This window comes from Escherichia sp. KS167_9B (assembly GCF_030295215.1).
Classification (GTDB): domain Bacteria; phylum Pseudomonadota; class Gammaproteobacteria; order Enterobacterales; family Enterobacteriaceae; genus Escherichia; species Escherichia coli_F.
The window spans coordinates 3,729,086-3,750,887 of record NZ_AP025754.1; the positions used below are offsets into that span (position 1 = coordinate 3,729,086).

26 protein-coding genes, 1 pseudogene and 1 riboswitch are annotated in these 21,802 nt (G+C 50.3%); of the genes and pseudogenes, 13 read left to right on the top strand and 14 right to left on the bottom strand.

What is annotated here, in order from left to right:
* Positions 1-125 precede the first annotated feature (125 nt).
* From QUE34_RS28655 to ygiW, 3 genes and pseudogenes are all read right to left on the bottom strand, one after another.
* A pseudogene (locus tag QUE34_RS28655) lies at positions 126-194 on the bottom strand (hypothetical protein); the annotation flags it as partial.
* A gap of 128 nt (positions 195-322) precedes the next feature.
* Complete coding sequence (locus QUE34_RS18690; RefSeq protein WP_000793821.1) at positions 323-805, bottom strand: AraC family transcriptional regulator; 483 nt, start codon at positions 803-805, stop codon at positions 323-325.
* A 52-nt stretch (positions 806-857) separates the two neighbouring features.
* Entirely contained in the window at positions 858-1,250 is a 393-nt protein-coding gene (ygiW, locus tag QUE34_RS18695; RefSeq protein ID WP_000712658.1) for an OB fold stress tolerance protein YgiW, read from the bottom strand.
* A 151-nt stretch (positions 1,251-1,401) separates the two neighbouring features.
* On the opposite strand from ygiW, the gene qseB reads away from it, so the two are divergent.
* Both qseB and qseC read left to right on the top strand, forming a co-directional pair.
* The gene (gene qseB, locus QUE34_RS18700; protein ID WP_001221493.1) at positions 1,402-2,061 is read left to right on the top strand and encodes a quorum sensing response regulator transcription factor QseB; all 660 of its coding nucleotides are present in this window, start codon (positions 1,402-1,404) and stop codon (positions 2,059-2,061) included.
* Positions 2,058-3,407 carry a quorum sensing histidine kinase QseC gene (qseC, locus tag QUE34_RS18705; RefSeq protein ID WP_105268465.1) on the top strand — a complete coding sequence of 450 codons (1,350 nt, stop codon included), beginning with the start codon at positions 2,058-2,060 and terminating at the stop codon, positions 3,405-3,407. Before qseB ends, qseC begins: the two co-directional genes overlap by 4 nt.
* 45 nt (positions 3,408-3,452) lie before the next feature.
* Here qseC and QUE34_RS18710 read toward each other — a convergent pair whose 3' ends face one another.
* A complete protein-coding gene (locus QUE34_RS18710) occupies positions 3,453-3,785 on the bottom strand; it encodes a DUF2645 family protein (protein WP_000912121.1) in 333 nt (110 codons plus the stop codon).
* A gap of 316 nt (positions 3,786-4,101) precedes the next feature.
* Between QUE34_RS18710 and mdaB the strand changes: the two genes are divergently transcribed.
* Both mdaB and QUE34_RS18720 read left to right on the top strand, forming a co-directional pair.
* Entirely contained in the window at positions 4,102-4,683 is a 582-nt protein-coding gene (mdaB, locus tag QUE34_RS18715; protein ID WP_000065430.1) for an NADPH:quinone oxidoreductase MdaB, read from the top strand.
* Between the two features lie 30 nt (positions 4,684-4,713).
* Positions 4,714-5,028 (top strand): putative quinol monooxygenase, encoded by a 315-nt coding sequence (locus QUE34_RS18720; RefSeq protein WP_000633737.1) that lies wholly within the window; start codon positions 4,714-4,716, stop codon positions 5,026-5,028.
* Between the two features lie 47 nt (positions 5,029-5,075).
* Here QUE34_RS18720 and parE read toward each other — a convergent pair whose 3' ends face one another.
* The 5 genes from parE to nudF are packed head-to-tail and all read right to left on the bottom strand — an operon-like array spanning position 5,076 to position 9,482.
* Positions 5,076-6,968 carry a DNA topoisomerase IV subunit B gene (parE, locus tag QUE34_RS18725; protein ID WP_000195280.1) on the bottom strand — a complete coding sequence of 631 codons (1,893 nt, stop codon included), beginning with the start codon at positions 6,966-6,968 and terminating at the stop codon, positions 5,076-5,078.
* Between the two features lie 28 nt (positions 6,969-6,996).
* Positions 6,997-7,578, bottom strand: coding sequence for an esterase YqiA (gene yqiA / locus QUE34_RS18730; protein WP_000105733.1), 582 nt, complete (start codon positions 7,576-7,578; stop codon positions 6,997-6,999).
* Positions 7,578-8,405, bottom strand: a complete 828-nt coding sequence (gene cpdA, locus QUE34_RS18735; protein ID WP_000444741.1) for a 3',5'-cyclic-AMP phosphodiesterase — start codon at positions 8,403-8,405, stop codon at positions 7,578-7,580. The genes yqiA and cpdA overlap by 1 nt, the downstream gene beginning before the upstream one ends.
* Before the next feature lie 24 nt (positions 8,406-8,429).
* A complete protein-coding gene (locus tag QUE34_RS18740) occupies positions 8,430-8,852 on the bottom strand; it encodes a DUF1249 family protein (RefSeq protein ID WP_000833393.1) in 423 nt (140 codons plus the stop codon).
* The gene (gene nudF, locus QUE34_RS18745) at positions 8,853-9,482 is read right to left on the bottom strand and encodes an ADP-ribose diphosphatase (protein ID WP_000917127.1); all 630 of its coding nucleotides are present in this window, start codon (positions 9,480-9,482) and stop codon (positions 8,853-8,855) included.
* Between the two features lie 204 nt (positions 9,483-9,686).
* On the opposite strand from nudF, the gene tolC reads away from it, so the two are divergent.
* The 3 genes from tolC to QUE34_RS18760 all read left to right on the top strand — a co-directional run bounded on the left by tolC (position 9,687) and on the right by QUE34_RS18760 (position 13,153).
* Positions 9,687-11,168, top strand: a complete 1,482-nt coding sequence (tolC, locus tag QUE34_RS18750; RefSeq protein ID WP_000735298.1) for an outer membrane channel protein TolC — start codon at positions 9,687-9,689, stop codon at positions 11,166-11,168.
* 147 nt (positions 11,169-11,315) lie between these two features.
* The gene (locus QUE34_RS18755) at positions 11,316-11,987 is read left to right on the top strand and encodes a DUF1190 family protein (RefSeq protein ID WP_000831534.1); all 672 of its coding nucleotides are present in this window, start codon (positions 11,316-11,318) and stop codon (positions 11,985-11,987) included.
* Positions 11,988-11,992: 5 nt separating this feature from the next.
* Complete coding sequence (locus tag QUE34_RS18760; protein ID WP_032303794.1) at positions 11,993-13,153, top strand: glutathionylspermidine synthase family protein; 1,161 nt, start codon at positions 11,993-11,995, stop codon at positions 13,151-13,153.
* 37 nt (positions 13,154-13,190) lie between these two features.
* Here QUE34_RS18760 and ygiD read toward each other — a convergent pair whose 3' ends face one another.
* Positions 13,191-13,979 carry a 4,5-DOPA-extradiol-dioxygenase gene (gene ygiD / locus QUE34_RS18765; protein ID WP_001364330.1) on the bottom strand — a complete coding sequence of 263 codons (789 nt, stop codon included), beginning with the start codon at positions 13,977-13,979 and terminating at the stop codon, positions 13,191-13,193.
* A 142-nt stretch (positions 13,980-14,121) separates the two neighbouring features.
* Here ygiD and zupT point away from each other — a divergent pair, with 142 nt between their 5' ends.
* Entirely contained in the window at positions 14,122-14,895 is a 774-nt protein-coding gene (zupT, locus tag QUE34_RS18770; RefSeq protein WP_001295627.1) for a zinc transporter ZupT, read from the top strand.
* 57 nt (positions 14,896-14,952) lie between these two features.
* On the opposite strand, the gene yqiD is transcribed toward zupT, so the two are convergent.
* Positions 14,953-15,123, bottom strand: coding sequence for a protein YqiD (gene yqiD, locus QUE34_RS18775; RefSeq protein ID WP_000469268.1), 171 nt, complete (start codon positions 15,121-15,123; stop codon positions 14,953-14,955).
* A gap of 262 nt (positions 15,124-15,385) precedes the next feature.
* The gene (gene ribB / locus QUE34_RS18780; protein WP_001076997.1) at positions 15,386-16,039 is read right to left on the bottom strand and encodes a 3,4-dihydroxy-2-butanone-4-phosphate synthase; all 654 of its coding nucleotides are present in this window, start codon (positions 16,037-16,039) and stop codon (positions 15,386-15,388) included.
* A 103-nt stretch (positions 16,040-16,142) separates the two neighbouring features.
* Positions 16,143-16,291: riboswitch (FMN riboswitch) on the bottom strand.
* Positions 16,292-16,412: 121 nt separating this feature from the next.
* On the opposite strand from ribB, the gene ubiK reads away from it, so the two are divergent.
* Complete coding sequence (gene ubiK / locus QUE34_RS18785) at positions 16,413-16,712, top strand: ubiquinone biosynthesis accessory factor UbiK (protein WP_000566827.1); 300 nt, start codon at positions 16,413-16,415, stop codon at positions 16,710-16,712.
* 34 nt (positions 16,713-16,746) lie between these two features.
* Here the strand turns inward: ubiK and glgS are convergent, their stop codons facing one another.
* Entirely contained in the window at positions 16,747-16,947 is a 201-nt protein-coding gene (glgS, locus tag QUE34_RS18790; protein WP_001296424.1) for a cell surface composition regulator GlgS, read from the bottom strand.
* Positions 16,948-17,216: 269 nt separating this feature from the next.
* Here glgS and QUE34_RS18795 point away from each other — a divergent pair, with 269 nt between their 5' ends.
* From QUE34_RS18795 to QUE34_RS18810, 4 genes are all read left to right on the top strand, one after another.
* Positions 17,217-17,846, top strand: a complete 630-nt coding sequence (locus QUE34_RS18795; RefSeq protein WP_050009871.1) for an OB-fold-containig protein — start codon at positions 17,217-17,219, stop codon at positions 17,844-17,846.
* A 26-nt stretch (positions 17,847-17,872) separates the two neighbouring features.
* Positions 17,873-19,549 carry a flotillin family protein gene (locus tag QUE34_RS18800; protein WP_050009870.1) on the top strand — a complete coding sequence of 559 codons (1,677 nt, stop codon included), beginning with the start codon at positions 17,873-17,875 and terminating at the stop codon, positions 19,547-19,549.
* 238 nt (positions 19,550-19,787) lie between these two features.
* The gene (locus tag QUE34_RS18805) at positions 19,788-19,847 is read left to right on the top strand and encodes a type I toxin-antitoxin system Ibs family toxin (protein WP_100733770.1); all 60 of its coding nucleotides are present in this window, start codon (positions 19,788-19,790) and stop codon (positions 19,845-19,847) included.
* Between the two features lie 316 nt (positions 19,848-20,163).
* On the top strand, positions 20,164-20,223 hold the full coding sequence (locus QUE34_RS18810) for a type I toxin-antitoxin system Ibs family toxin (protein WP_072148302.1): 60 nt from the start codon (positions 20,164-20,166) through the stop codon (positions 20,221-20,223).
* A 120-nt stretch (positions 20,224-20,343) separates the two neighbouring features.
* Here QUE34_RS18810 and hldE read toward each other — a convergent pair whose 3' ends face one another.
* The gene (gene hldE / locus QUE34_RS18815; protein WP_000869186.1) at positions 20,344-21,777 is read right to left on the bottom strand and encodes a bifunctional D-glycero-beta-D-manno-heptose-7-phosphate kinase/D-glycero-beta-D-manno-heptose 1-phosphate adenylyltransferase HldE; all 1,434 of its coding nucleotides are present in this window, start codon (positions 21,775-21,777) and stop codon (positions 20,344-20,346) included.
* Positions 21,778-21,802: the final 25 nt, after the last annotated feature.

A 21,802-nucleotide genomic window follows, 5' to 3' on the forward strand; every position in this document is an offset into this window, starting at 1 on the left:
AACTTATTCGCCAGCCTTCAAAGGGGCAATATTGCCGGAGATACTACATTATCTGCCGCGTCGAGTCACAGGAGATCAGCGTGAATAGCGCCGCCGGACGTGCTCCGACGGCGATAAAGGCACCAATGTGCCTTTATATACAACTCTTTGCTATAGACATAATCCTGAGGATTATGCAGCGGAAAACCGCCAATGGCGGTTTCTGTGTGGAAGGACAAAATCCTGTGCCGTCAGAGTCTGAGCGGACAACATTACGCCTGTGGCATCGTTAACTTAAACTGATAGCGAGTGATTTGACTCACACTCCGGTAAAGATTCTTCATCACGCCAACGGCACATAAACATCCGTTTCCAGTCGCTGCTCTGTTACCCCTTCGGCAAGATTGGTGTAGTGAAACAGAATCGGTGCTTTACGCATTTTCTCGCCGCTTGCAGGCAGCCAGTGGCGAATGATGCCCCATACCGTATGTGAAATATCGTCCAGCTCGCCAACGTGGCGGGCCACGGCATAACGTCCACCGGTAAGTTCACCATTACTCACGCCATAACGATTATCGGGAATCGGTTCGTTAACGCTGCCGCAGATATCAAAGCGAAACGCTTCCGGTACGGTGGTGGCAGGGTCATCCCAGGCGACACCAAAAGTCTGGCTTTGGTTAACAGGAGAAAGCCCCGTTTCTTTACGCCACATGATAAATTTCGCCACGCTGTAGTTGAGCAATTCAGGGCTACAGCGATGTGGCAACATCGCCACAGGGATTGATGGGAAATCGATAATATTTACATCCAGTGTCAGGTTTTTCATTTTGCCTCCCTGCGAAATTATTCCCGGGAACGTGTCCCGGGAGCGCTAACAATTACGGATTTACTTTGCGGATCTGTTTGACGTCAATTTCAACAGAGTTCCAGTCTTTATCGACTTCACCCTGAATCTCAACGGTATCTTTCGGGGTCACCGTCACGCCGTTCCAGCGTTTGTGGTCGATATCAACATTGATAGTACCGCTGGCATCTTTGAACACGTAGAGATCGTCAGAGATACGTTCAACGATATTGCCGCGCAGGGTGACCCAAGTGTCATCACGCAGGGATTTTGCGCTTTCTACGGTCGTTACGCTGCCATTCGGCCCCTGGAATCCTCCGGCCTGACTTTGTGTTGCCGATGGACCAGAAAAACCGCCCTGCTCTGCTGCCATCACCGGTGCACTGCACAGGGCCATTACTGCGATTACTGCTGCGAATTTTTTCATGTTTATTACTCCCTTTAATGTCTGTTTTCGAGCATTTAACAAGATAGTCCTTAACAACTTCTTAAGGGAAAAAAATAAAATTTAGTGCTGTACAGAGCGCGTTACAACACGGTTTACTGGCAGCAAATATGGTTATCGCAGGGATGAAAAAATGCGAATTTTACTGATAGAAGATGACATGCTGATTGGCGACGGCATCAAAACGGGCCTTAGTAAAATGGGTTTTAGCGTCGACTGGTTTACACAAGGTCGTCAGGGAAAAGAGGCGCTATATAGCGCACCTTATGATGCGGTGATCCTGGATTTAACCTTACCGGGCATGGATGGTCGCGATATTTTGCGCGAATGGCGAGAAAAAGGTCAGCGTGAGCCGGTATTAATCCTGACTGCGCGCGATGCGCTGGCGGAACGTGTAGAAGGGCTGCGTCTGGGAGCTGACGATTATCTGTGTAAACCTTTTGCGTTGATAGAAGTCGCCGCCAGGCTGGAAGCTCTGATGCGCCGAACCAACGGCCAGGCCAGCAACGAGCTGCGCCACGGCAACGTCATGCTCGACCCCGGCAAACGTATCGCCACGCTGGCTGGCGAACCCTTAACGCTGAAACCAAAAGAATTTGCCCTGCTGGAATTACTGATGCGTAACGCTGGTCGAGTACTGCCGCGCAAACTGATTGAAGAGAAACTGTATACCTGGGACGAAGAGGTCACCAGTAATGCCGTTGAAGTGCATGTGCATCATCTGCGACGCAAACTCGGTAGTGATTTTATTCGTACCGTGCATGGTATTGGCTACACATTAGGTGAGAAATGAAATTTACCCAACGTCTTAGTCTGCGAGTCAGGCTGACGCTAATCTTTTTAATTCTGGCCTCGGTGACCTGGCTGCTTTCCAGCTTTGTCGCCTGGAAACAAACAACGGATAACGTCGATGAGTTGTTCGACACCCAACTGATGCTGTTTGCCAAACGGTTAAGTACGCTCGATCTCAACGAAATCAACGCGGCGGATCGCATGGCACAGACGCCAAATAAATTAAAACACGGTCATGTTGATGACGATGCGCTGACCTTTGCCATCTTTACCCACGACGGCAGAATGGTCCTTAACGATGGCGATAACGGAGAAGATATTCCCTATAGCTATCAACGGGAAGGTTTTGCTGACGGGCAACTGGTCGGTGAAGACGATCCCTGGCGTTTTGTCTGGATGACCTCACCTGATGGCAAATATCGCATCGTTGTTGGTCAGGAATGGGAATACCGCGAAGACATGGCGCTGGCAATTGTTGCCGGGCAATTGATCCCGTGGCTTGTCGCACTGCCGATTATGTTAATCATCATGATGGTACTACTGGGTCGTGAACTCGCGCCGCTGAACAAACTGGCGCTGGCACTACGTATGCGTGACCCTGACTCGGAAAAACCACTAAACGCGACGGGCATACCCAGCGAAGTGCGTCCACTGGTTGAGTCGTTGAATCAACTGTTCGCCCGCACACATGCGATGATGGTTCGTGAACGACGCTTTACCTCCGACGCAGCTCACGAACTTCGTAGCCCGTTAACGGCGCTGAAAGTGCAAACCGAAGTTGCGCAGCTCTCTGACGATGATCCGCAGGCGCGGAAAAAAGCGCTGCTTCAATTACATTCCGGAATCGATCGTGCTACTCGTCTGGTTGATCAACTGCTCACGCTATCGCGGCTGGACTCACTGGATAACCTTCAGGACGTCGCGGAGATCCCGCTTGAAGATCTCCTGCAATCGTCGGTGATGGATATTTACCACACGGCGCAGCAGGCGAAAATTGACGTGCGACTGACACTCAATGCCCACGGCATCAAACGCACCGGACAACCGCTATTGCTAAGTTTGTTGGTGCGAAATTTGCTGGATAACGCCGTGCGCTACAGTCCACAAGGTAGCGTGGTGGACGTCACGCTGAATGCCGATAATTTCATCGTGAGGGATAACGGCCCCGGTGTGACACCAGAGGCACTGGCGAGAATTGGCGAACGCTTCTATCGCCCACCCGGACAAACCGCTACCGGCAGTGGACTTGGGCTTTCAATTGTCCAGCGAATCGCCAAGCTGCATGGCATGAATGTTGAGTTTGGGAATGCGGAACAAGGTGGATTTGAGGCGAAAGTAAGCTGGTAACTTCTCTGTCTATGAGAGCCGTTAAAACGACTCTCATAGATTTTATTAATAGCAAAATATAAACCGTCCCCAAAAAAGCCACCAACCACAAACCAAACAAATAACGAGCGAGATTACATATAACCAAAACTCAAACATTTCTCGCACAAAGAGTTTTCTTAAGATAATAATAATAAGTGGCGTCAGAAGAAAAAATGCTGCAATCATTGTTTGCAATATACGATCTTCGCCTGAAACGGAAGGTATACTGCAAATATTGTCTCCCGACTCAAGCATCCAGTCATACTTATTGAATGCAAAAAAAGCATCTATTAACCAATAAGTAAGCATTATATATAACAGAGCTTCAAATATTGTTTGAATTTTATGCTTTAACATATGTTAGCACGCTCATAAAAATCCATTTATAATTATCAACGTGACGCGTTGATATTTTCATTTTTACTTATCCAACGCCATATTTTTAATCCCCAAAAAACCGAACCAAACCTGTAAATTAATCCGGTGCGAGTAGGAATTATGAGGAATGGCTATCAGTATTGTCATTTTCAGAAAATATTTATCCTGCATCGGTGAATCGGAGCAAGATCAGACTTTTGCTAAATTCGCAAAAGAGTTTGCACATTTTGCTAATTTCACCGTACCGCTCTGTGACGTACTATAGTCGGCAAACGTCTCACCTTGAGGTTAAAAAATGAGCAACATCCTGATTATCAACGGCGCGAAAAAATTCGCCCACTCCAATGGTCAACTGAACGACACCCTGACCGAAGTCGCGGATGGCACGCTGCGCGACCTCGGGCATGATGTCCGCATCGTTCGCGCCGACAGCGACTACGATGTCAAAGCGGAAGTACAAAACTTTCTCTGGGCTGATGTGGTGATCTGGCAGATGCCAGGCTGGTGGATGGGCGCGCCGTGGACGGTGAAAAAATACATTGATGATGTATTCACCGAAGGTCACGGTACGCTGTATGCCAGCGATGGTCGTACCCGCAAAGATCCGTCGAAAAAATACGGTTCTGGCGGTCTGGTACAAGGTAAAAAATATATGCTTTCCCTGACCTGGAACGCACCAATGGAAGCTTTCACCGAAAAAGATCAGTTCTTCCACGGGGTTGGCGTTGACGGTGTGTATCTACCATTCCATAAAGCAAACCAATTCCTTGGTATGGAACCGCTGCCGACATTTATCGCTAATGACGTGATAAAAATGCCTGATGTTCCCCGCTATACTGAAGAATATCGCAAGCATCTTGTGGAAATTTTTGGTTAACTAGAGCTCTGGCTTTAGAAGGAGTTAACCATGATTACAGTAATCGCAGAAATCCGTACTCGTCCTGGTCAACATCACCGTCAGGCAGTGTTGGATCAGTTTGCTAAAATCGTTCCAACCGTACTGAAAGAAGAAGGTTGCCACGGCTATGCGCCAATGGTGGATTGTGCTGCTGGCGTGAGTTTCCAGTCTATGGCACCGGATTCTATCGTGATGATTGAGCAGTGGGAAAGCATCGCGCACCTTGAAGCGCATCTGCAAACCCCGCACATGAAGGCGTACAGCGAAGCCGTAAAAGGCGACGTGCTGGAGATGAATATTCGTATTCTGCAGCCAGGGATTTAATCCTGCCTTGTTTGCCCGGCCATCCTGACCGGGCAATGTTCTTTCCTTTAAACCTCAATCTCCGCCATGTCGCCTTTCTCTTGCAACCAATTACGGCGATCTTCCGAGCGTTTCTTCGCCAGCAGCATATCCATCATCGCGTCAGTACGCTGATCGTCTTCATCATCGATAGTCAACTGCACCAGACGGCGAGTGTTCGGATCAAGCGTGGTTTCGCGCAATTGCATCGGGTTCATTTCCCCCAGACCTTTAAAACGCTGGACGTTCGGCTTGCCTTTCTTGCGTTTTAATTGCTCGAGCACGCCCTCTTTCTCTTCTTCCGTCAAGGCGTAATAGACCTCTTTGCCAAGGTCAATGCGGTAGAGCGGTGGTAGCGCTACATATACGTGACCGTGTTTCACCAGCGTACGGAAGTGTTTTACAAACAAGGCGCAGAGCAACGTGGCAATGTGCAGACCATCGGAGTCAGCATCCGCCAGGATACAGATCTTGCCATAACGCAGTTGGCTAAGATCGTCGCTGTCAGGATCAATACCGATCGCCACCGAAATATCATGCACTTCCTGCGAGGCCAGTACTTCGTCGGAAGAAACTTCCCAGGTGTTAAGGATCTTACCTTTCAGCGGCATGATCGCCTGATATTCACGATCGCGCGCCTGCTTGGCAGATCCGCCTGCGGAGTCACCTTCCACGAGGAACAGTTCAGTACGGTTAAGGTCCTGCGCGGTACAGTCAGCCAGTTTGCCAGGCAGCGCCGGGCCGCTGGTCAACTTTTTACGCACCACTTTCTTGGCCGCACGCATACGGCGCTGGGCGCTGGAAATCGCCATCTCCGCCAGCAGTTCAGCCGCCTGAACGTTCTGGTTCAGCCACAAGGTGAAGGCATCTTTCACCACGCCAGAAACGAATGCCGCGCACTGACGCGAGGAGAGGCGCTCTTTGGTCTGCCCGGCAAACTGCGGATCCTGCATTTTTACTGACAGCACATAGGCGCAGCGATCCCAGATATCTTCTGCCGACAGCTTCACGCCGCGCGGCAGAATGTTGCGGTATTCACAGAACTCGCGCATTGCGTCCAGCAGGCCCTGACGCAAACCGTTAACGTGCGTACCGCCCTGCATCGTAGGGATCAGGTTGACGTAGCTTTCGGTCAGCAGTTCACCGCCTTCCGGCAGCCACAATAGCGCCCAGTCCACCGCTTCGGTATCGCCAGAAAAATTGCCGATAAACGGTTTTTCCGGCAGCGTCGGCAGGCCATTTACCGCTTCCGCGAGGTAATCGTTCAGACCGTCCTGATAGCACCAGCGTTGTTCGGTATTGTTGATCTCATCTTTAAAAGTGATCTCAACGCCTGGGCACAGTACCGCTTTGGCTTTCAGCACATGTGTAAGACGGGAAACAGAGAAGCGCGGGCTGTCAAAGAAAGTTTCATCCGGCCAGAAGTGCACGCTGGTGCCTGTGTTGCGTTTACCGCAAGTACCGACAACCTGTAAATCCTGCACCTTTTCGCCATTTTCAAAGGCGATGTTATAGATCTGACCATCGCGGCGTACGTTAACTTCTACGCGCTTCGACAGGGCGTTAACCACCGAAATCCCCACGCCATGCAGGCCGCCAGAGAACTGGTAGTTTTTGTTAGAGAATTTACCACCCGCGTGCAAACGGCAAAGAATCAGTTCGACCGCCGGAACGCCTTCTTCAGGGTGAATATCCACCGGCATCCCGCGACCATCATCTATCACTTCTAACGACTGGTCAGCATGTAAAATAACGTCCACGCGTTTTGCGTGACCCGCCAGTGCTTCATCGACACTGTTATCAATGACTTCTTGCCCCAAATGGTTAGGGCGCGTGGTATCGGTATACATCCCCGGGCGGCGGCGAACCGGCTCAAGCCCGGTGAGTACCTCAATGGCATCAGCGTTATAAGTTTGCGTCATGGTTTAAGTTAGCAATTCGAGTTGATCGTCAGAGATGGTGCAGACCAAGAAAATCGACGATCGGGTTGAAATAATCTTCGAAGCCTGTGAATGCATGGTTGCCGCCTTCTATAACAGTCTGGCGGCAGGAAGCGTAGTACGCCACCGCCTGGCGGTAATCCAGCACTTCATCTCCCGTCTGTTGCAGCAGCCAAATCAAATCCGGCGCTTCCAGCGGGTCAATCTGCATGACTTTGAGATCGTAAATATGGCGTGACTCTAGCACATATTGCTGCCCGGTGTAGGGGTTCTCGTTCTGACCGAGATAGTCCGTCAGCAGTTCAAACGGGCGCACCGCTGGGTTTACCACCACGGCGGGCAGCATAAAACATTGCGACAACCAGGTGGCGTAATATCCCCCCAGTGATGAACCGACGATCCCCAGCGAATCGCCGCCATGTTCCAGGACAATGGATTCCAGCAGTTCTGCCGCATCGGAAGGGTACGGTGGTAACTGCGGAATGATCATCTCAACGTCAGGGTGATGTTCCGCCAGCCAGTTTTTCAACAAACTCGCTTTTGCAGAGCGCGGCGAACTGTTGAAACCGTGTAAATAAAGAAGCGTAGACATCAGTAGCCTTCTGAAGCGGTATCAGGTTGGAAACGTGTGTCCGCCAGGCGGTGCACCTCGGTGGTCAGCGTACCATCAGCATGTAACTCGAGCGTACGCCAGCCAGGCGCGATGGTGTCCAGCGTAAAGTTGGAACAATGCGGCTTAAACTGTACACAGGTCGATGGCGTTGCCAGCAGGCGGCGACCATTCCAGTCGAGATCCAGCTCCTGATGGATATGTCCACACAGCAAGTATTTAACGTTCGGAAACTTCGCCAGCACGTTATCCAGTTCGCCCGCGTTACGCAGACTGTGTTGGTCAAGCCAGCTACAGCCCGCAGGCAACGGATGATGGTGCAGCAGCAGCAACGTATGGCGTTCTGGCGCATCAGCCAGTTTACGTTCCAGCCACTCAAGCTGAAACTCGCTCAGCTCACCGTGCGGCACGCCAAACACCTGGCTATCCAGCAACAGGATTTGCCATTGCTCACCAATAAACACCCGCTTCGCCGGGGAGATCCCCGCATCCTGTAGCGCGCTGTACATCGCAGGCTGAAAATCGTGGTTGCCCGGCAGCCAGACGCAGGGCGCACGAAAACTTGCGATGCCTTCAGCGAAATGCTGATAGGCCGCAGAGGATTGATCCTGCGCTAAATCACCGGTCGCGACAATCAGGTCGAATTCGTGCTGGTGTGGACGAATCGCCTCCAGCACCGCCTGGTAGCTTTCCCAGGTATTTACCCCCAACAGGGCTTCGTGCTTTTGCGCAAACAGGTGAGTGTCGGTAATTTGTAAAATCCTGACTCTGGCCTCACCAGCCAGAGGAAGGGTTAACAGGCTTTCCAAATGGTGTCCTTAGGTTTCACGACGCTAATAAACCGGAATCGCCATCGCTCCATGTGCTAAACAGTATCGCAACCAGTCCGCTAAAAACTGGTTAATTTGATGCTTTTCGTCGCGTTGATGCAACTTTTTATTAGGATAATCATACCGCGCTTTGAAGCGAAAAATCTGCTGACTTGAACACACTTCAGCCACCATCGCGTCATGATACAGACGCACCGTCATTGACGGAAGGCTCCAGTAACTGATCGCGGGCGCAGTCTGTTCGATTGTCACCAGGGTAGTGTATCGGGTCGATTCCACAATCGTTAGCCGATATTGTGCGTTTGCCACCTGATAGCTTACAGTTTCGCCGGGTGCGTCATTGCGCGGTAACAAACGCCGCAATTGTGAAAAGTTCATCTCGCACAGGCGCATCATTTCAGGAAAGTCAGGTGTGTAACGCTTCATTTATGCCCACTCATTTTTTAACGCTTGATGATGCAGCTGCAGCCATTGCAAAGCGATGACCGACGCTGCGTTGTCGATTTTCCCCTCTTCTACCCATTGGTATGCCTGTTCCCGGCTTACCACATGAACGCGAATATCTTCGTTTTCATCAGCCAGACCGTGAATACCGCTTGCGGTCGTGGCGTCCACTTCGCCCACCATAATTGACGAACGCTCACTGGTGCCCCCAGGGCTTGCCAGGAAACTTAACACCGGTTTGGTCCGTTTGACTATCAGTCCCGCCTCTTCAATCGCTTCGCGACGGGCGACATCTTCCACACTTTCACCCTCTTCAATCATCCCGGCCACCATCTCCAGTAGCCAGGGGGTTTCGCTGGTGTCATACGCGGCAATCCGAATCTGCTCAATCAGCACAACTTCATCGCGCACTGGGTCAAAGGGTAGCAAGACTGCGGCGTGACCGCGCTCAAAAATTTCCCGCCGTACCTCACGACTCATTTGCCCGTTGAATAGACGATGACGAAATCTATAAAGATCTAATGAAAAAAAGCCGCGATAAAGTGTTTCTCGTGCAATAATTTCAACATCGTTTTTGCCAAAAGTAACGGGCAGGTTGTCTGGCTTAAGCATTGTTAATGTCCTGGCACTAATAGTGAATTAAATGTGAATTTCAGCGACGTTTGACTGCCGTTTGAGCAGTCATGTGTTAAATTGAGGCACATTAACGCCCTATGGCACGTAACGCCAACCTTTTGCGGTAGCGGCTTCTGCTAGAATCCGCAATAATTTTACAGTTTGATCGCGCTAAATACTGCTTCACCACAAGGAATGCAAATGAAGAAATTGCTCCCCATTCTTATCGGCCTGAGCCTTTCTGGGTTCAGTACGTTGAGCCAGGCCGAGAACCTGATGCAAGTTTATCAGCAAGCACGCCTTAGTAACCCGGAATTGCGTAAGTCTGCCGCCGATCGTGATGCTGCCTTTGAAAAAATTAATGAAGCGCGCAGTCCATTACTGCCACAGCTAGGTTTAGGTGCAGATTACACCTATAGCAACGGCTACCGCGACGCGAACGGCATCAACTCTAACGCGACCAGTGCGTCCCTGCAGTTAACTCAATCCATTTTTGATATGTCGAAATGGCGTGCGTTAACGCTACAGGAAAAAGCAGCGGGTATTCAGGACGTCACGTATCAGACCGATCAACAAACCTTGATCCTCAACACCGCGACTGCTTATTTCAACGTGTTGAATGCCATTGATGTTCTTTCCTATACGCAGGCGCAAAAAGAAGCGATCTACCGTCAGTTAGATCAAACCACTCAACGTTTTAACGTGGGCCTGGTGGCGATCACCGACGTGCAGAACGCCCGTGCACAGTACGATACCGTGCTGGCGAATGAAGTGACCGCACGTAATAACCTCGATAACGCTGTAGAGCAACTGCGTCAGATCACCGGTAATTACTATCCGGAACTGGCGGCACTGAATGTCGATAACTTTAAAACCGACAAACCACAGCCGGTTAACGCGCTGCTGAAAGAAGCCGAAAAACGCAACCTGTCGCTGTTACAGGCACGTTTGAGCCAGGACCTGGCGCGCGAGCAAATTCGCCAGGCGCAGGATGGTCACTTACCGACTCTGGATTTAACGGCTTCTACCGGGATTTCTGACACCTCATATAGCGGTTCGAAAACCCGTGGTGCCGCTGGTACCCAGTATGACGATAGCAATATGGGCCAGAACAAAGTTGGTCTGAGCTTCTCGCTGCCGATTTATCAGGGCGGAATGGTTAACTCGCAGGTGAAACAGGCCCAGTACAACTTTGTTGGTGCCAGTGAGCAACTGGAAAGCGCCCATCGTAGCGTCGTGCAAACCGTACGTTCCTCCTTCAACAATATTAATGCTTCTATCAGTAGCATTAACGCCTACAAACAAGCCGTAGTTTCCGCTCAAAGCTCATTAGACGCGATGGAAGCGGGCTACTCGGTCGGTACGCGTACCATTGTTGATGTGCTGGATGCCACCACCACGCTGTACAACGCCAAGCAAGAGCTGGCGAATGCGCGTTATAACTACCTGATTAACCAGTTGAATATTAAATCAGCTCTGGGTACGTTGAACGAGCAGGATCTGCTGGCACTGAACAATGCGCTGAGCAAACCGGTTTCCACTAATCCAGAAAACGTTGCGCCGCAAACGCCAGAACAAAATGCTATTGCTGATGGTTATGCACCAGATAGCCCGGCCCCAGCCGTTCAGCAAGCATCCGCACGCACGACTACCAGTAACGGTCATAACCCTTTCCGTAACTGATGCTGACGACGGGGCTTCGGCCCCGTCTGAACGTAAGGCAACGTAAAGATACGGGTTATCTGCCGCATTCTTCCCCCTTCCCGCTTCAATTTCGACCAGCCATCCTCTATTCTGATGGGTATTTACCACTGGTCCCGGAAGACAAAAATGAAACGGACAAAATCCATACGCCACGCATCGTTCCGCAAAAACTGGAGCGCACGCCATCTGACACCTGTCGCTCTTGCTGTTGCCACTGTTTTTATGCTGGCAGGCTGTGAAAAGAGTGATGAGACAGTGTCTCTGTATCAAAATGCTGATGACTGCTCAGCCGCAAACCCAGGCAAAAGCGCAGAATGTACCACTGCGTACAACAATGCGCTGAAAGAAGCCGAACGTACTGCGCCGAAATACGCCACTCGTGAAGACTGTATTGCTGAATTTGGCGAAGGCCAGTGCCAGCAGGCACCAGCCCAGGCTGGTATGGCACCAGAAAACCAGGCGCAGGCCCAGCAATCCAGCGGGAGTTTCTGGATGCCGCTGATGGCCGGTTACATGATGGGGCGTCTGATGGGCGGCGGCGCGGGCTTTGCACAACAGCCGCTGTTCTCCTCGAAAAACCCAGCCAGCCCGGCTTACGGTAAATATACTGATGCCACCGGTAAAAACTATGGCGCAGCGCAGCCAGGCCGCACCATGACCGTACCGAAGACAGCCATGGCACCGAAACCGGCGACCACCACTACCGTTACCCGCGGTGGCTTTGGTGAATCTGTTGCCAAACAAAGCACCATGCAGCGTAGCGCAACTGGCACCTCTTCTCGTTCAATGGGTGGCTGATACCGATGGAAAGAGTCAGTATTACCGAGCGTCCGGACTGGCGCGAAAAAGCCCACGAATACGGTTTCAATTTTCACACCATGTACGGAGAGCCATACTGGTGTGAAGATGCTTACTACAAGTTGACCCTCTCCCAGGTTGAAAAGCTGGAAGAAGTCACCGCCGAACTGCACCAGATGTGCCTGAAAGTGGTTGAAAAAGTGATCGCCAGCGATGAGCTGATGACCAAATTCCGCATTCCAAAACACACCTGGAGTTTTGTGCGCCAGTCATGGCTGACTCACCAGCCATCGCTTTATTCGCGTCTTGATCTGGCGTGGGATGGTACTGGCGAACCTAAACTTCTGGAAAATAACGCCGATACGCCAACGTCACTGTATGAAGCCGCATTCTTTCAGTGGATCTGGCTGGAAGATCAGCTTAACGCCGGTAACCTGCCGGAAGGCAGCGACCAGTTTAACAGTCTGCAAGAGAAGCTGATCGATCGCTTTGTCCAGCTGCGTGAACAGTATGGCTTCCAGTTGCTGCATCTCACCTGCTGTCGCGACACGGTGGAAGATCGCGGAACCATTCAGTATTTGCAGGACTGCGCGACAGAAGCTGAAATCGCTACTGAATTCCTCTACATCGACGATATCGGTTTAGGCGAAAAAGGTCAGTTCACGGATTTACAGGATCAGGTGATTTCTAACCTGTTCAAGCTGTATCCGTGGGAATTTATGCTGCGTGAGATGTTCTCCACCAAGCTGGAGGATGCAGGCGTACGCTGGCTGGAACCGGCGTGGAAGAGCATTATCTCCAACAAAGCGCTTCTGCCGCTACTGTGGGAGATGTTCCCGAATCACCCGAACCTGCTGCCCGCTTATTTTGCGGAAGATGATCATCCGCAAATGGAAAAATATGTGGTTAAACCGATCTTCTCCCGTGAAGGCGCAAACGTGTCGATCATTGAGAACGGCAAAACCATTGAAGCAGCAGAAGGTCCGTATGGCGAAGAAGGGATGATTGTTCAGCAATTCCACCCGTTACCAAAATTCGGCGATAGCTATATGCTGATTGGTAGCTGGCTGGTGAACGATCAACCTGCCGGAATTGGCATTCGTGAAGACCGTGCATTGATCACCCAGGATATGTCTCGGTTTTATCCACATATTTTTGTTGAATAAGCCATGATACCGGATGGCACTCGCCATCCGGTAATTATTAGCCTATCTGCACCGACAACATACTTAAACTGCCCATTTCTATACCATCGACCGGAATGGTAATTGGCTCCTGCCCATCCCACGCACCTAAGACATACAACAACGGCAGATAGTGCTCTGGCGTTGGGTTCGATAACGCGCCACCTTCATGGTCGAGATAATTCACCAGAGGATGCTGTTCTACCGGTCCTTGCCACGTCAGATTCGCTTTCACATACTCATTAAACGACATCGCCCAAGGATACGGTGAACTATCACCGTGCCACTTCACCGTACGCAGGTTATGCACCACGTTACCGCTGGCGACCAACATTATTCCTTCGTCTCGCAGAGCCGCCAGTTTACGCCCCATCTCAAAGTGCCAGGCGGCAGGTTTGGTACTGTCGATACTCAACTGCACCATCGGGATATCGGCGTCAGGATACATCTTAATCAGCACGCCCCAGGAACCGTGGTCAAAGCCCCAGGCTTCTTTATCCAGCGTCACAGGGACCGGCGCTAACAGCTCAACCAGACGCTGTGCCAGCGCAGGCGAACCCGGAGCAGGATAATGGGTGTCGTACAGCGCCTGCGGAAAACCGCCAAAATCATGAATCGTGGGCGGCGTCTCCATCGCGGTCACTCCAGTTCCACGGGTAAACCAGTGAGCCGAAACCACAACAATCGCTTGCGGGCGTGGCAATGTCATCCCCAACTTCTGCCAGCTGCGGGTATACAAATTATCTTCCAGCACGTTCATCGGACTACCGTGACCTAAAAACAATGCTGGCATACGTGTTGAAGACATGATGATATCCTTAACTAAAGGTGTCATTTTGATATCCTCACAATACGCTTGTTCGGCGGAGTAAGAACCCGGATAACAATGATGATGATCATCAGTTATTTTGACGATCTGCCTGAAGGTAAAGATTTATAAGGAGTTGTCGATGTCAGTACCTCTCATTCTGACCATACTGGCGGGGGCAGCCACGTTTATTGGCGCGTTTCTCGGCGTTCTCGGACAAAAACCCTCGAACCGCTTACTGGCGTTTTCGCTAGGATTTGCGGCGGGGATTATGTTGCTCATCTCATTAATGGAAATGCTTCCTGCCGCATTAGCCGCCGAAGGAATGTCGCCTGTGCTGGGTTATGGAATGTTTATCTTCGGTCTGCTTGGCTATTTTGGTCTGGACCGCATGTTGCCACATGCGCATCCGCAGGATTTAATGCAAAAATCGGTGCAGCCGTTGCCAAAATCGATCAAGCGCACAGCCATTCTGCTCACTCTCGGCATCAGTCTGCATAACTTCCCGGAAGGCATTGCCACCTTTGTCACGGCGAGCAGTAACCTGGAGCTGGGCTTTGGCATCGCGCTGGCTGTTGCATTGCATAATATTCCTGAAGGTCTGGCAGTTGCGGGGCCGGTTTACGCGGCAACGGGGTCAAAACGCACCGCAATTTTGTGGGCGGGCATTTCTGGGCTGGCAGAAATTCTTGGTGGTGTTCTGGCGTGGTTAATCCTCGGTAGCATGATTTCTCCGGTGGTCATGGCGGCAATCATGGCGGCGGTTGCAGGAATTATGGTGGCGCTCTCGGTTGATGAATTAATGCCGCTAGCTAAAGAGATTGACCCCAATAATAACCCCAGCTATGGCGTGCTATGTGGAATGTCAGTGATGGGATTCAGTTTAGTGCTACTACAAACGGCGGGAATTGGTTAAAAGCAACATCAGAAGTTGTCCAGCGCATGGACAACTTCTGCCAGCTTCACTAAAGCCCTATTCTACCTTCTCGGCTGTCTCTTCTCTCGTACTGTTTAAGTATTTATTCCGCGCTTCAAGCAGTGCGTCTCTGTCCTGACGAAACGCCCGACAATAACGTTTCAAATGCAGTAAATAACCCACCACAACCAGAGCAATCAATACAATCCAGTACCAGGCGATAAACATCCTTTTACCCTTAATATTTAACAATACTAAACATTTAGCGCATAAAATTCACATATCCTTTTTCGGATATATTCATATGGTCGCATAATAACGGAACAATTATATGATTTTGATCATAATGGAAAAGAATGCCTGATATTAATGAAATTTTCTCATAGAAAGAGAAGAGGAATTAACATCTTGCATAACAAGAGCAAAATAAAAACCGAAGCCAGTAATAGCTTCGGTTTCTTGATTAACGCGGTAAATTAAGCAGCGGTTTTCAGCTAGCTTTACGCTCATGTGCCTGACGGTATGCCACCAGGTCTTCAATAGTCACGAGCGCCATATTGTGTTTATTGGCAAACTCAATGCACTCTGGTGCACGCGCCATCGTGCCATCGTCATTAGTCAGCTCACACAGCACACCAGCCGGTTTAAAGCCTGCCAGCGTCATCAGATCAATAGTCGCTTCAGTATGGCCGCCACGCGTCAGCACACCACCCGCCTGCGCGCGCAGTGGGAAAACGTGGCCAGGACGATTCAGATCAGAAGGTTTTGCGCCATCGGCAATCGCTGCGCGAACGGTAGTAATACGGTCAGCGGCAGAAACACCGGTAGTCACACCTTCAGCCGCTTCAATGGTCACGGTAAAACCGGTGCCATAGGCGCTGGTGTTATTTTCTACCATCATTGGCAGATCGAGTTGTTTACGGCGATCTTCAGTAATGCACAGGCAAACAATACCGCTACCGTGGCGAATGGTCAGCGCCATCTGCTCAACGGTCATGGTTTCTGCCGGGAAGATCATATCGCCTTCGTTTTCACGGTCTTCATCATCAAGCACCATTACACCGCGTCCTTCACGCAGCGCAGCCAGTGCATTTTCAACACGTTCGAAAGGCGTACCAAAAGAGGAAAGTAGCGTCTGATTCATGGTAAAAAAACCTCACTAAAATTATGGTTACCAGAATCAGGGCAGTCTTAGGAGTGGCGGCATATAGCCAAAATAACGTGAGCGGGTCCATGCCCGACAGAATCGTTACTCTCTCCCATCCGGACTCTAACCGTCGGCCCCGGAATTACACCGGATCTGCTGTCCTTTGAGTTCGCACCCAAAGCGCTCGCGGGCTTTCAACTGAGTTGATTTACCGCCGGTGGGGAATTTCGCCCCGCCCTGAGAATAAGCGGATTCACTATAACGCTAATGATTAGCGGCAGCAACGCATAGCTTCACATAATTCTGGTTTATGACTTACCCTTATCGCACTACAATGGCACTCAACACCTATCAGTACAGGGAAACTACAATGATTGACCCGAAAAAAATTGAGCAAATCGCTCGCCAGGTTCACGAATCAATGCCTAAAGGAATCAGGGAGTTCGGGGAAGATGTGGAGAAAAAAATCCGCCAAACCCTACAAGCGCAGTTGACGCGTCTCGATCTGGTAAGCCGCGAAGAATTCGACGTTCAGACGCAAGTCCTGTTACGGACTCGTGAAAAACTGGCGTTACTGGAACAACGCATCAGCGAACTGGAAGCGCGCAATAATCCGGTAGCAGAACTTCAATCTCCTCCAGCTATCCCGCCGGTTGATAAAGCAGAATAAAGCACCACAAAAACGGGCCAGACGGCCCGTAATATCAATGTTCTAATTCCAGTTCTCTGGTTTGCATCATCTGTTGGCAATACCAGGCATAACGTGCGCAAAACCAGGTTCTATGTTCTTCATCCATGTTACCAGTAACGGCCAGAATATCGACCGGGCGACCTTCTGCGTGCATTCTGGCAAAACTACGCGCCAGGAAATCGAAGTTATTTAAAGAATTAAGACTATGATCCATAAGCACATCCTCCGGTTATCGCATACCTTTTAAGGCCATATGCTTTTTCTGATTTCAGTATTCCCCAATCAGTGTAGTGCCTTTAAACATAACGTGCGTAAATATATTGTTCCCGATCACACTTTTTAGTGAAAAATAAAAAAACAACATTAAAAGACTTTCTCTTTCAGAACATCGCTAACATGTGTTATTATTAACAAAGATAAATGTAAGCAAGGAAATTATCGCAAAATAAATATTGCGTCACTAAATGGACATTGGAGTGACATATGATTTTATTCGCTGACTATAACACCCCTTATCTTTTCGCTATTTCTTTTGTACTTTTGATCGGCCTTTTAGAAATTTTTGCACTTATCTGCGGTCACATGCTTTCCGGTGCTCTTGATGCACATCTTGACCATTATGATTCCATAACCACAGGTCATATTAGCCAGGCACTTCATTATCTCAATTTTGGAAGATTGCCAGCTCTCGTCGTTCTCTGCTTACATGCTGGTTTTTTTGGCCTTATTGGCATCCTGCTACAGCAGGTCTGCATCATGGTCTGGCAATCACCACTCACAAATCTGTTTGTGGTTCCTGTCAGTTTACTGCTAACGATTATTGCGGTGCATTATACCGGTAAAATAGTTGCGCCCTGGATTCCACGCGACCATAGTTCAGCTATTACAGAAGAAGAATATATTGGCTGCATGGCATTAATTACCGGACATCAGGCCACTTCAGGTAACCCCTGTGAAGGAAAACTCACCGATCAATTTGGCCAAATACATTATTTACTACTGGAACCTGAAGAAGAAAAAACTTTCACTAAAGGAGACAAAGTATTAATTATTTGCCGACTTTCTGCAACGCGATATTTGGCGAAAAAAAAACCCTGGCCCCAAATACTGTAATTTATTAATCAAAAGGAAATTTAATAATGGATGATATTGTTAATTCTGTGCCCTCCTGGATGTTTACCGCAATTATTGCCGTATGCATTCTGTTTATTATTGGAATTATTTTCGCCAGGCTCTATCGTCGCGCTTCGGCAGAGCAAGCTTTTGTTCGTACTGGTTTAGGTGGGCAAAAAGTGGTAATGAGCGGTGGCGCAATCGTGATGCCGATCTTTCATGAAATAATCCCCATCAATATGAATACTCTGAAGCTGGAAGTCAGCCGCTCAACCATTGATAGCCTGATTACGAAAGATCGTATGCGCGTCGATGTCGTTGTCGCTTTCTTTGTGCGGGTAAAACCGTCAGTGGAAGGTATTGCCACCGCCGCCCAGACGCTGGGGCAACGCACCCTGTCGCCTGAAGACTTACGTATGTTGGTTGAAGATAAATTTGTCGATGCCCTCCGTGCAACAGCTGCACAAATGACCATGCATGAGTTACAGGATACCCGCGAGAACTTCGTGCAGGGCGTACAAAATACCGTTGCTGAAGATCTGTCGAAAAACGGCCTGGAACTGGAAAGCGTTTCACTTACCAACTTTAACCAGACGTCGAAGGAACATTTCAATCCTAACAACGCCTTTGACGCCGAAGGTTTAACCAAGCTGACGCAGGAGACGGAGCGCCGTCGTCGCGAACGTAACGAAGTTGAACAGGATGTAGAAGTTGCGGTGCGTGAGAAAAACCGTGATGCGCTTTCGCGGAAGCTGGAGATTGAACAGCAAGAAGCGTTTATGACGCTTGAGCAGGAGCAGCAGGTTAAAACCCGTACCGCTGAGCAGAATGCGAAAATTGCGGCTTTTGAGGCCGAGCGTCGTCGGGAAGCAGAGCAGACGCGAATTCTGGCTGAACGACAGATTCAGGAAACGGAAATCGACCGCGAACAGGTCGTCCGTTCCAGAAAAGTTGAAGCTGAACGTGAAGTTCGCATTAAAGAGATCGAACAGCAGCAGGTCACCGAAATCGCCAACCAGACGAAATCGATCGCTATTGCCGCCAAATCGGAACAGCAGTCACAAGCGGAAGCGCGTGCCAACCTTGCACTTGCAGAAGCGGTAAGCGCCCAGCAAAACGTAGAAACCACTCGCCAGACCGCAGAAGCCGATCGTGCTAAACAAGTTGCCCTAATCGCTGCCGCGCAGGATGCAGAAACCAAAGCGGTTGAACTGACCGTGCGGGCGAAAGCAGAGAAAGAAGCCGCAGAGAAAGAAGCCGCAGAGATGCAGGCGGCGGCGATCGTTGAGTTAGCCGAAGCAACACGCAAAAAAGGCCTGGCGGAAGCAGAAGCGCAACGTGCGCTGAACGACGCTATCAACGTACTTTCTGACGAGCAAACCAGCCTTAAATTCAAACTGGCGCTATTACAGTCGTTACCTGCAGTAATAGAGAAATCCGTTGAGCCGATGAAGTCCATTGACGGCATCAAGATTATTCAGGTCGATGGATTAAACCGAGGTGGTGCTGCGGGGGATGCGGCATCAGGCAGCGTTAGTGGCGGAAACCTGGCAGAACAGGCATTGTCTGCCGCCCTTTCTTACCGCACACAGGCACCGCTGATTGACTCCTTGCTCAATGAAATTGGCGTTTCAGGCGGCTCACTGGCGGCATTGACTTCACCCTTAACCTCAACAACTCCCGTCGCAGAAAACATAGAATAAATTTTCAACTATGAACATCCCTGGCCCAAAAAGCCGGGGATTTTTTATATCTGCGTTCCGCTAAAAAGTACAAATGATCAGGTTGTTACAGCGTTTTGCGAGCCAACTCGGGGAAGAGAAAACTGCATAAGAGAAAGCATTGCGCGGGGTCTGGCGCTCATCAACAATCGGGGAGTCAGCAAGGGGCTGAAACGGGAAAGCCCCTCCCGAGGAAGGGGCCTTACATAAGGAAAGGGTTATGATGAAGTTCGTCATCATACTGATTGTGCTGTTACTGATAAGTTTCCACGCTTATTAACGGCCATTCAGAGGGGGGAGAAATCCTCCCTTACCCTTGTTCCTTTACTTTAGGTTGAAAAAAAATCAGCGTCAAGAAGGTTTCATTAACACATATCCCTGGCCCAAAAAACCGGGGATTTTTTATATCTGTGTTCCACAAAAAACTGCAAATGATCAGGCTGTTGCAGCGTTTTGCGTGACTGCTCGGGGAAGGCAAAACTGCCTCTGGGAAAGCATTGCGCGGGGTCTGGCGCTCATCAACAATCGGGGAGTCAGCAAGGGGCTGAAACGGGAAAGCCCCTCCCGAAGAAGGGGCCTTATAGAAGGAAAGGGTTATGATGAAGTTCGTCATCATACTGATTGTGTTGTTACTAGTAAGTTTCCAGGCTTATTAACAACCAATTCAGAGGGGGGAGAAATCCTCCCTTACCCTTGTTCCTTTACTTTAGGTTGAAAAAACAACAGCGTCAATAGGCCTGCCTGGTTCGAAGCGAGATCTGTGAACCGCTTTCCGGTTAGCCTTTTTTATCCTGTTGGATCTTCTTGATGATGTTGGTCGTTGAGCAACCGTCTTCAAAGTTGAGCACCAACACTTCGCCACCGTTGGCCCAGACTTCTTTACTCCCGGCAATCTCTTCTGGTTTATAGTCGCCGCCTTTCACCAGCAGGTCTGGCAAGATCCCGGCGATCAAGCGCTGCGGCGTGTCTTCTTCAAACGACACCACCCAGTCGACCGCTTCCAGTGCCCCCAGCACAATCATACGCTGTTCGAGAGGGTTAACGGGGCGGGAATCCCCTTTCAGCCGTTTGGTGGAGGCATCGCTGTTCACAGCGACAATCAGGCGGTCACCCAGTTTGCGGGCATTTGCCAGATAGGAGACGTGCCCGGCGTGCAGGATGTCGAAGACGCCATTGGTCATCACCACTTTTTCACCGCGTTTACGCGCCGCCGCTACAGCAAGCTTCAGTTCCTCTTCGGTCATCACACCAAAGCCGGTATCTGCACGTCCACGTACTGCATTTTCCAGCTCGATCGGCGAAACCGTGGATGTTCCCAGTTTGCCAACCACCACACCGGCCGCCGCGTTGGCAAAGAAGCAGGCTTCTTCCAGCGAATTACCCGCCGCCAGCGTTGCTGCCAGCACACCAATCACCGTATCGCCCGCACCGGTGACGTCATACACTTCTTGCGCCTGGGTTGGCATATGCAGCGGCTCTTTACCCGGTTGCAGCAGCGACATCCCTTGTTCGGAACGGGTCACCAACAGAGCCGAGAGTTCGTAATCGGCAATCAGTTTCATGCCGCGCTCAACAATCTCTTCTTCGGTCTTACATTTACCGACAACAGCTTCAAATTCCGAGAGATTCGGCGTTAACAGCGTAGCGCCGCGGTAGCGCTCAAAATCGGTGCCTTTTGGATCAATCAGCACCGGAACGCCCGCTTTACGCGCCAGTTGGATCATCTGCTGCACGCTTGCCAGCGCACCTTTCGCGTAGTCAGAGAGCACCAGCGCGCCAATCGAACTCAGCGCCTGATTAATCCGCTCGTGCAGCGGCTGCGGATCAACCCCTTCGAAACCTTCTTCAAAATCCAGACGGATCAGCTGTTGGTTGCGGGAAAGTACCCGTAATTTGGTGATGGTCGGATGCGTCGGTACAGAAACGAAGTCGCATTTGACGTTGACGTCGGCCAGAGATTTACTCAGCGCGCGCGCCGCATCGTCAATGCCCGTCAACCCGACCAGGCGTGCATTAGCACCGAGAGAAGCGATATTCATCGCCACGTTAGCCGCGCCGCCCGGACGTTCTTCGATGGTATTCACTTTAACCACGGGCACCGGCGCTTCCGGCGAGATACGGCTGGTGGGACCGTACCAGTAACGATCCAGCATCACATCACCAACCACCATCACTCCTGCACGTTCAAACTCTGGCAGCGTTACTTTCATTCCTGTCTCCTGAGAGATTCAAAAT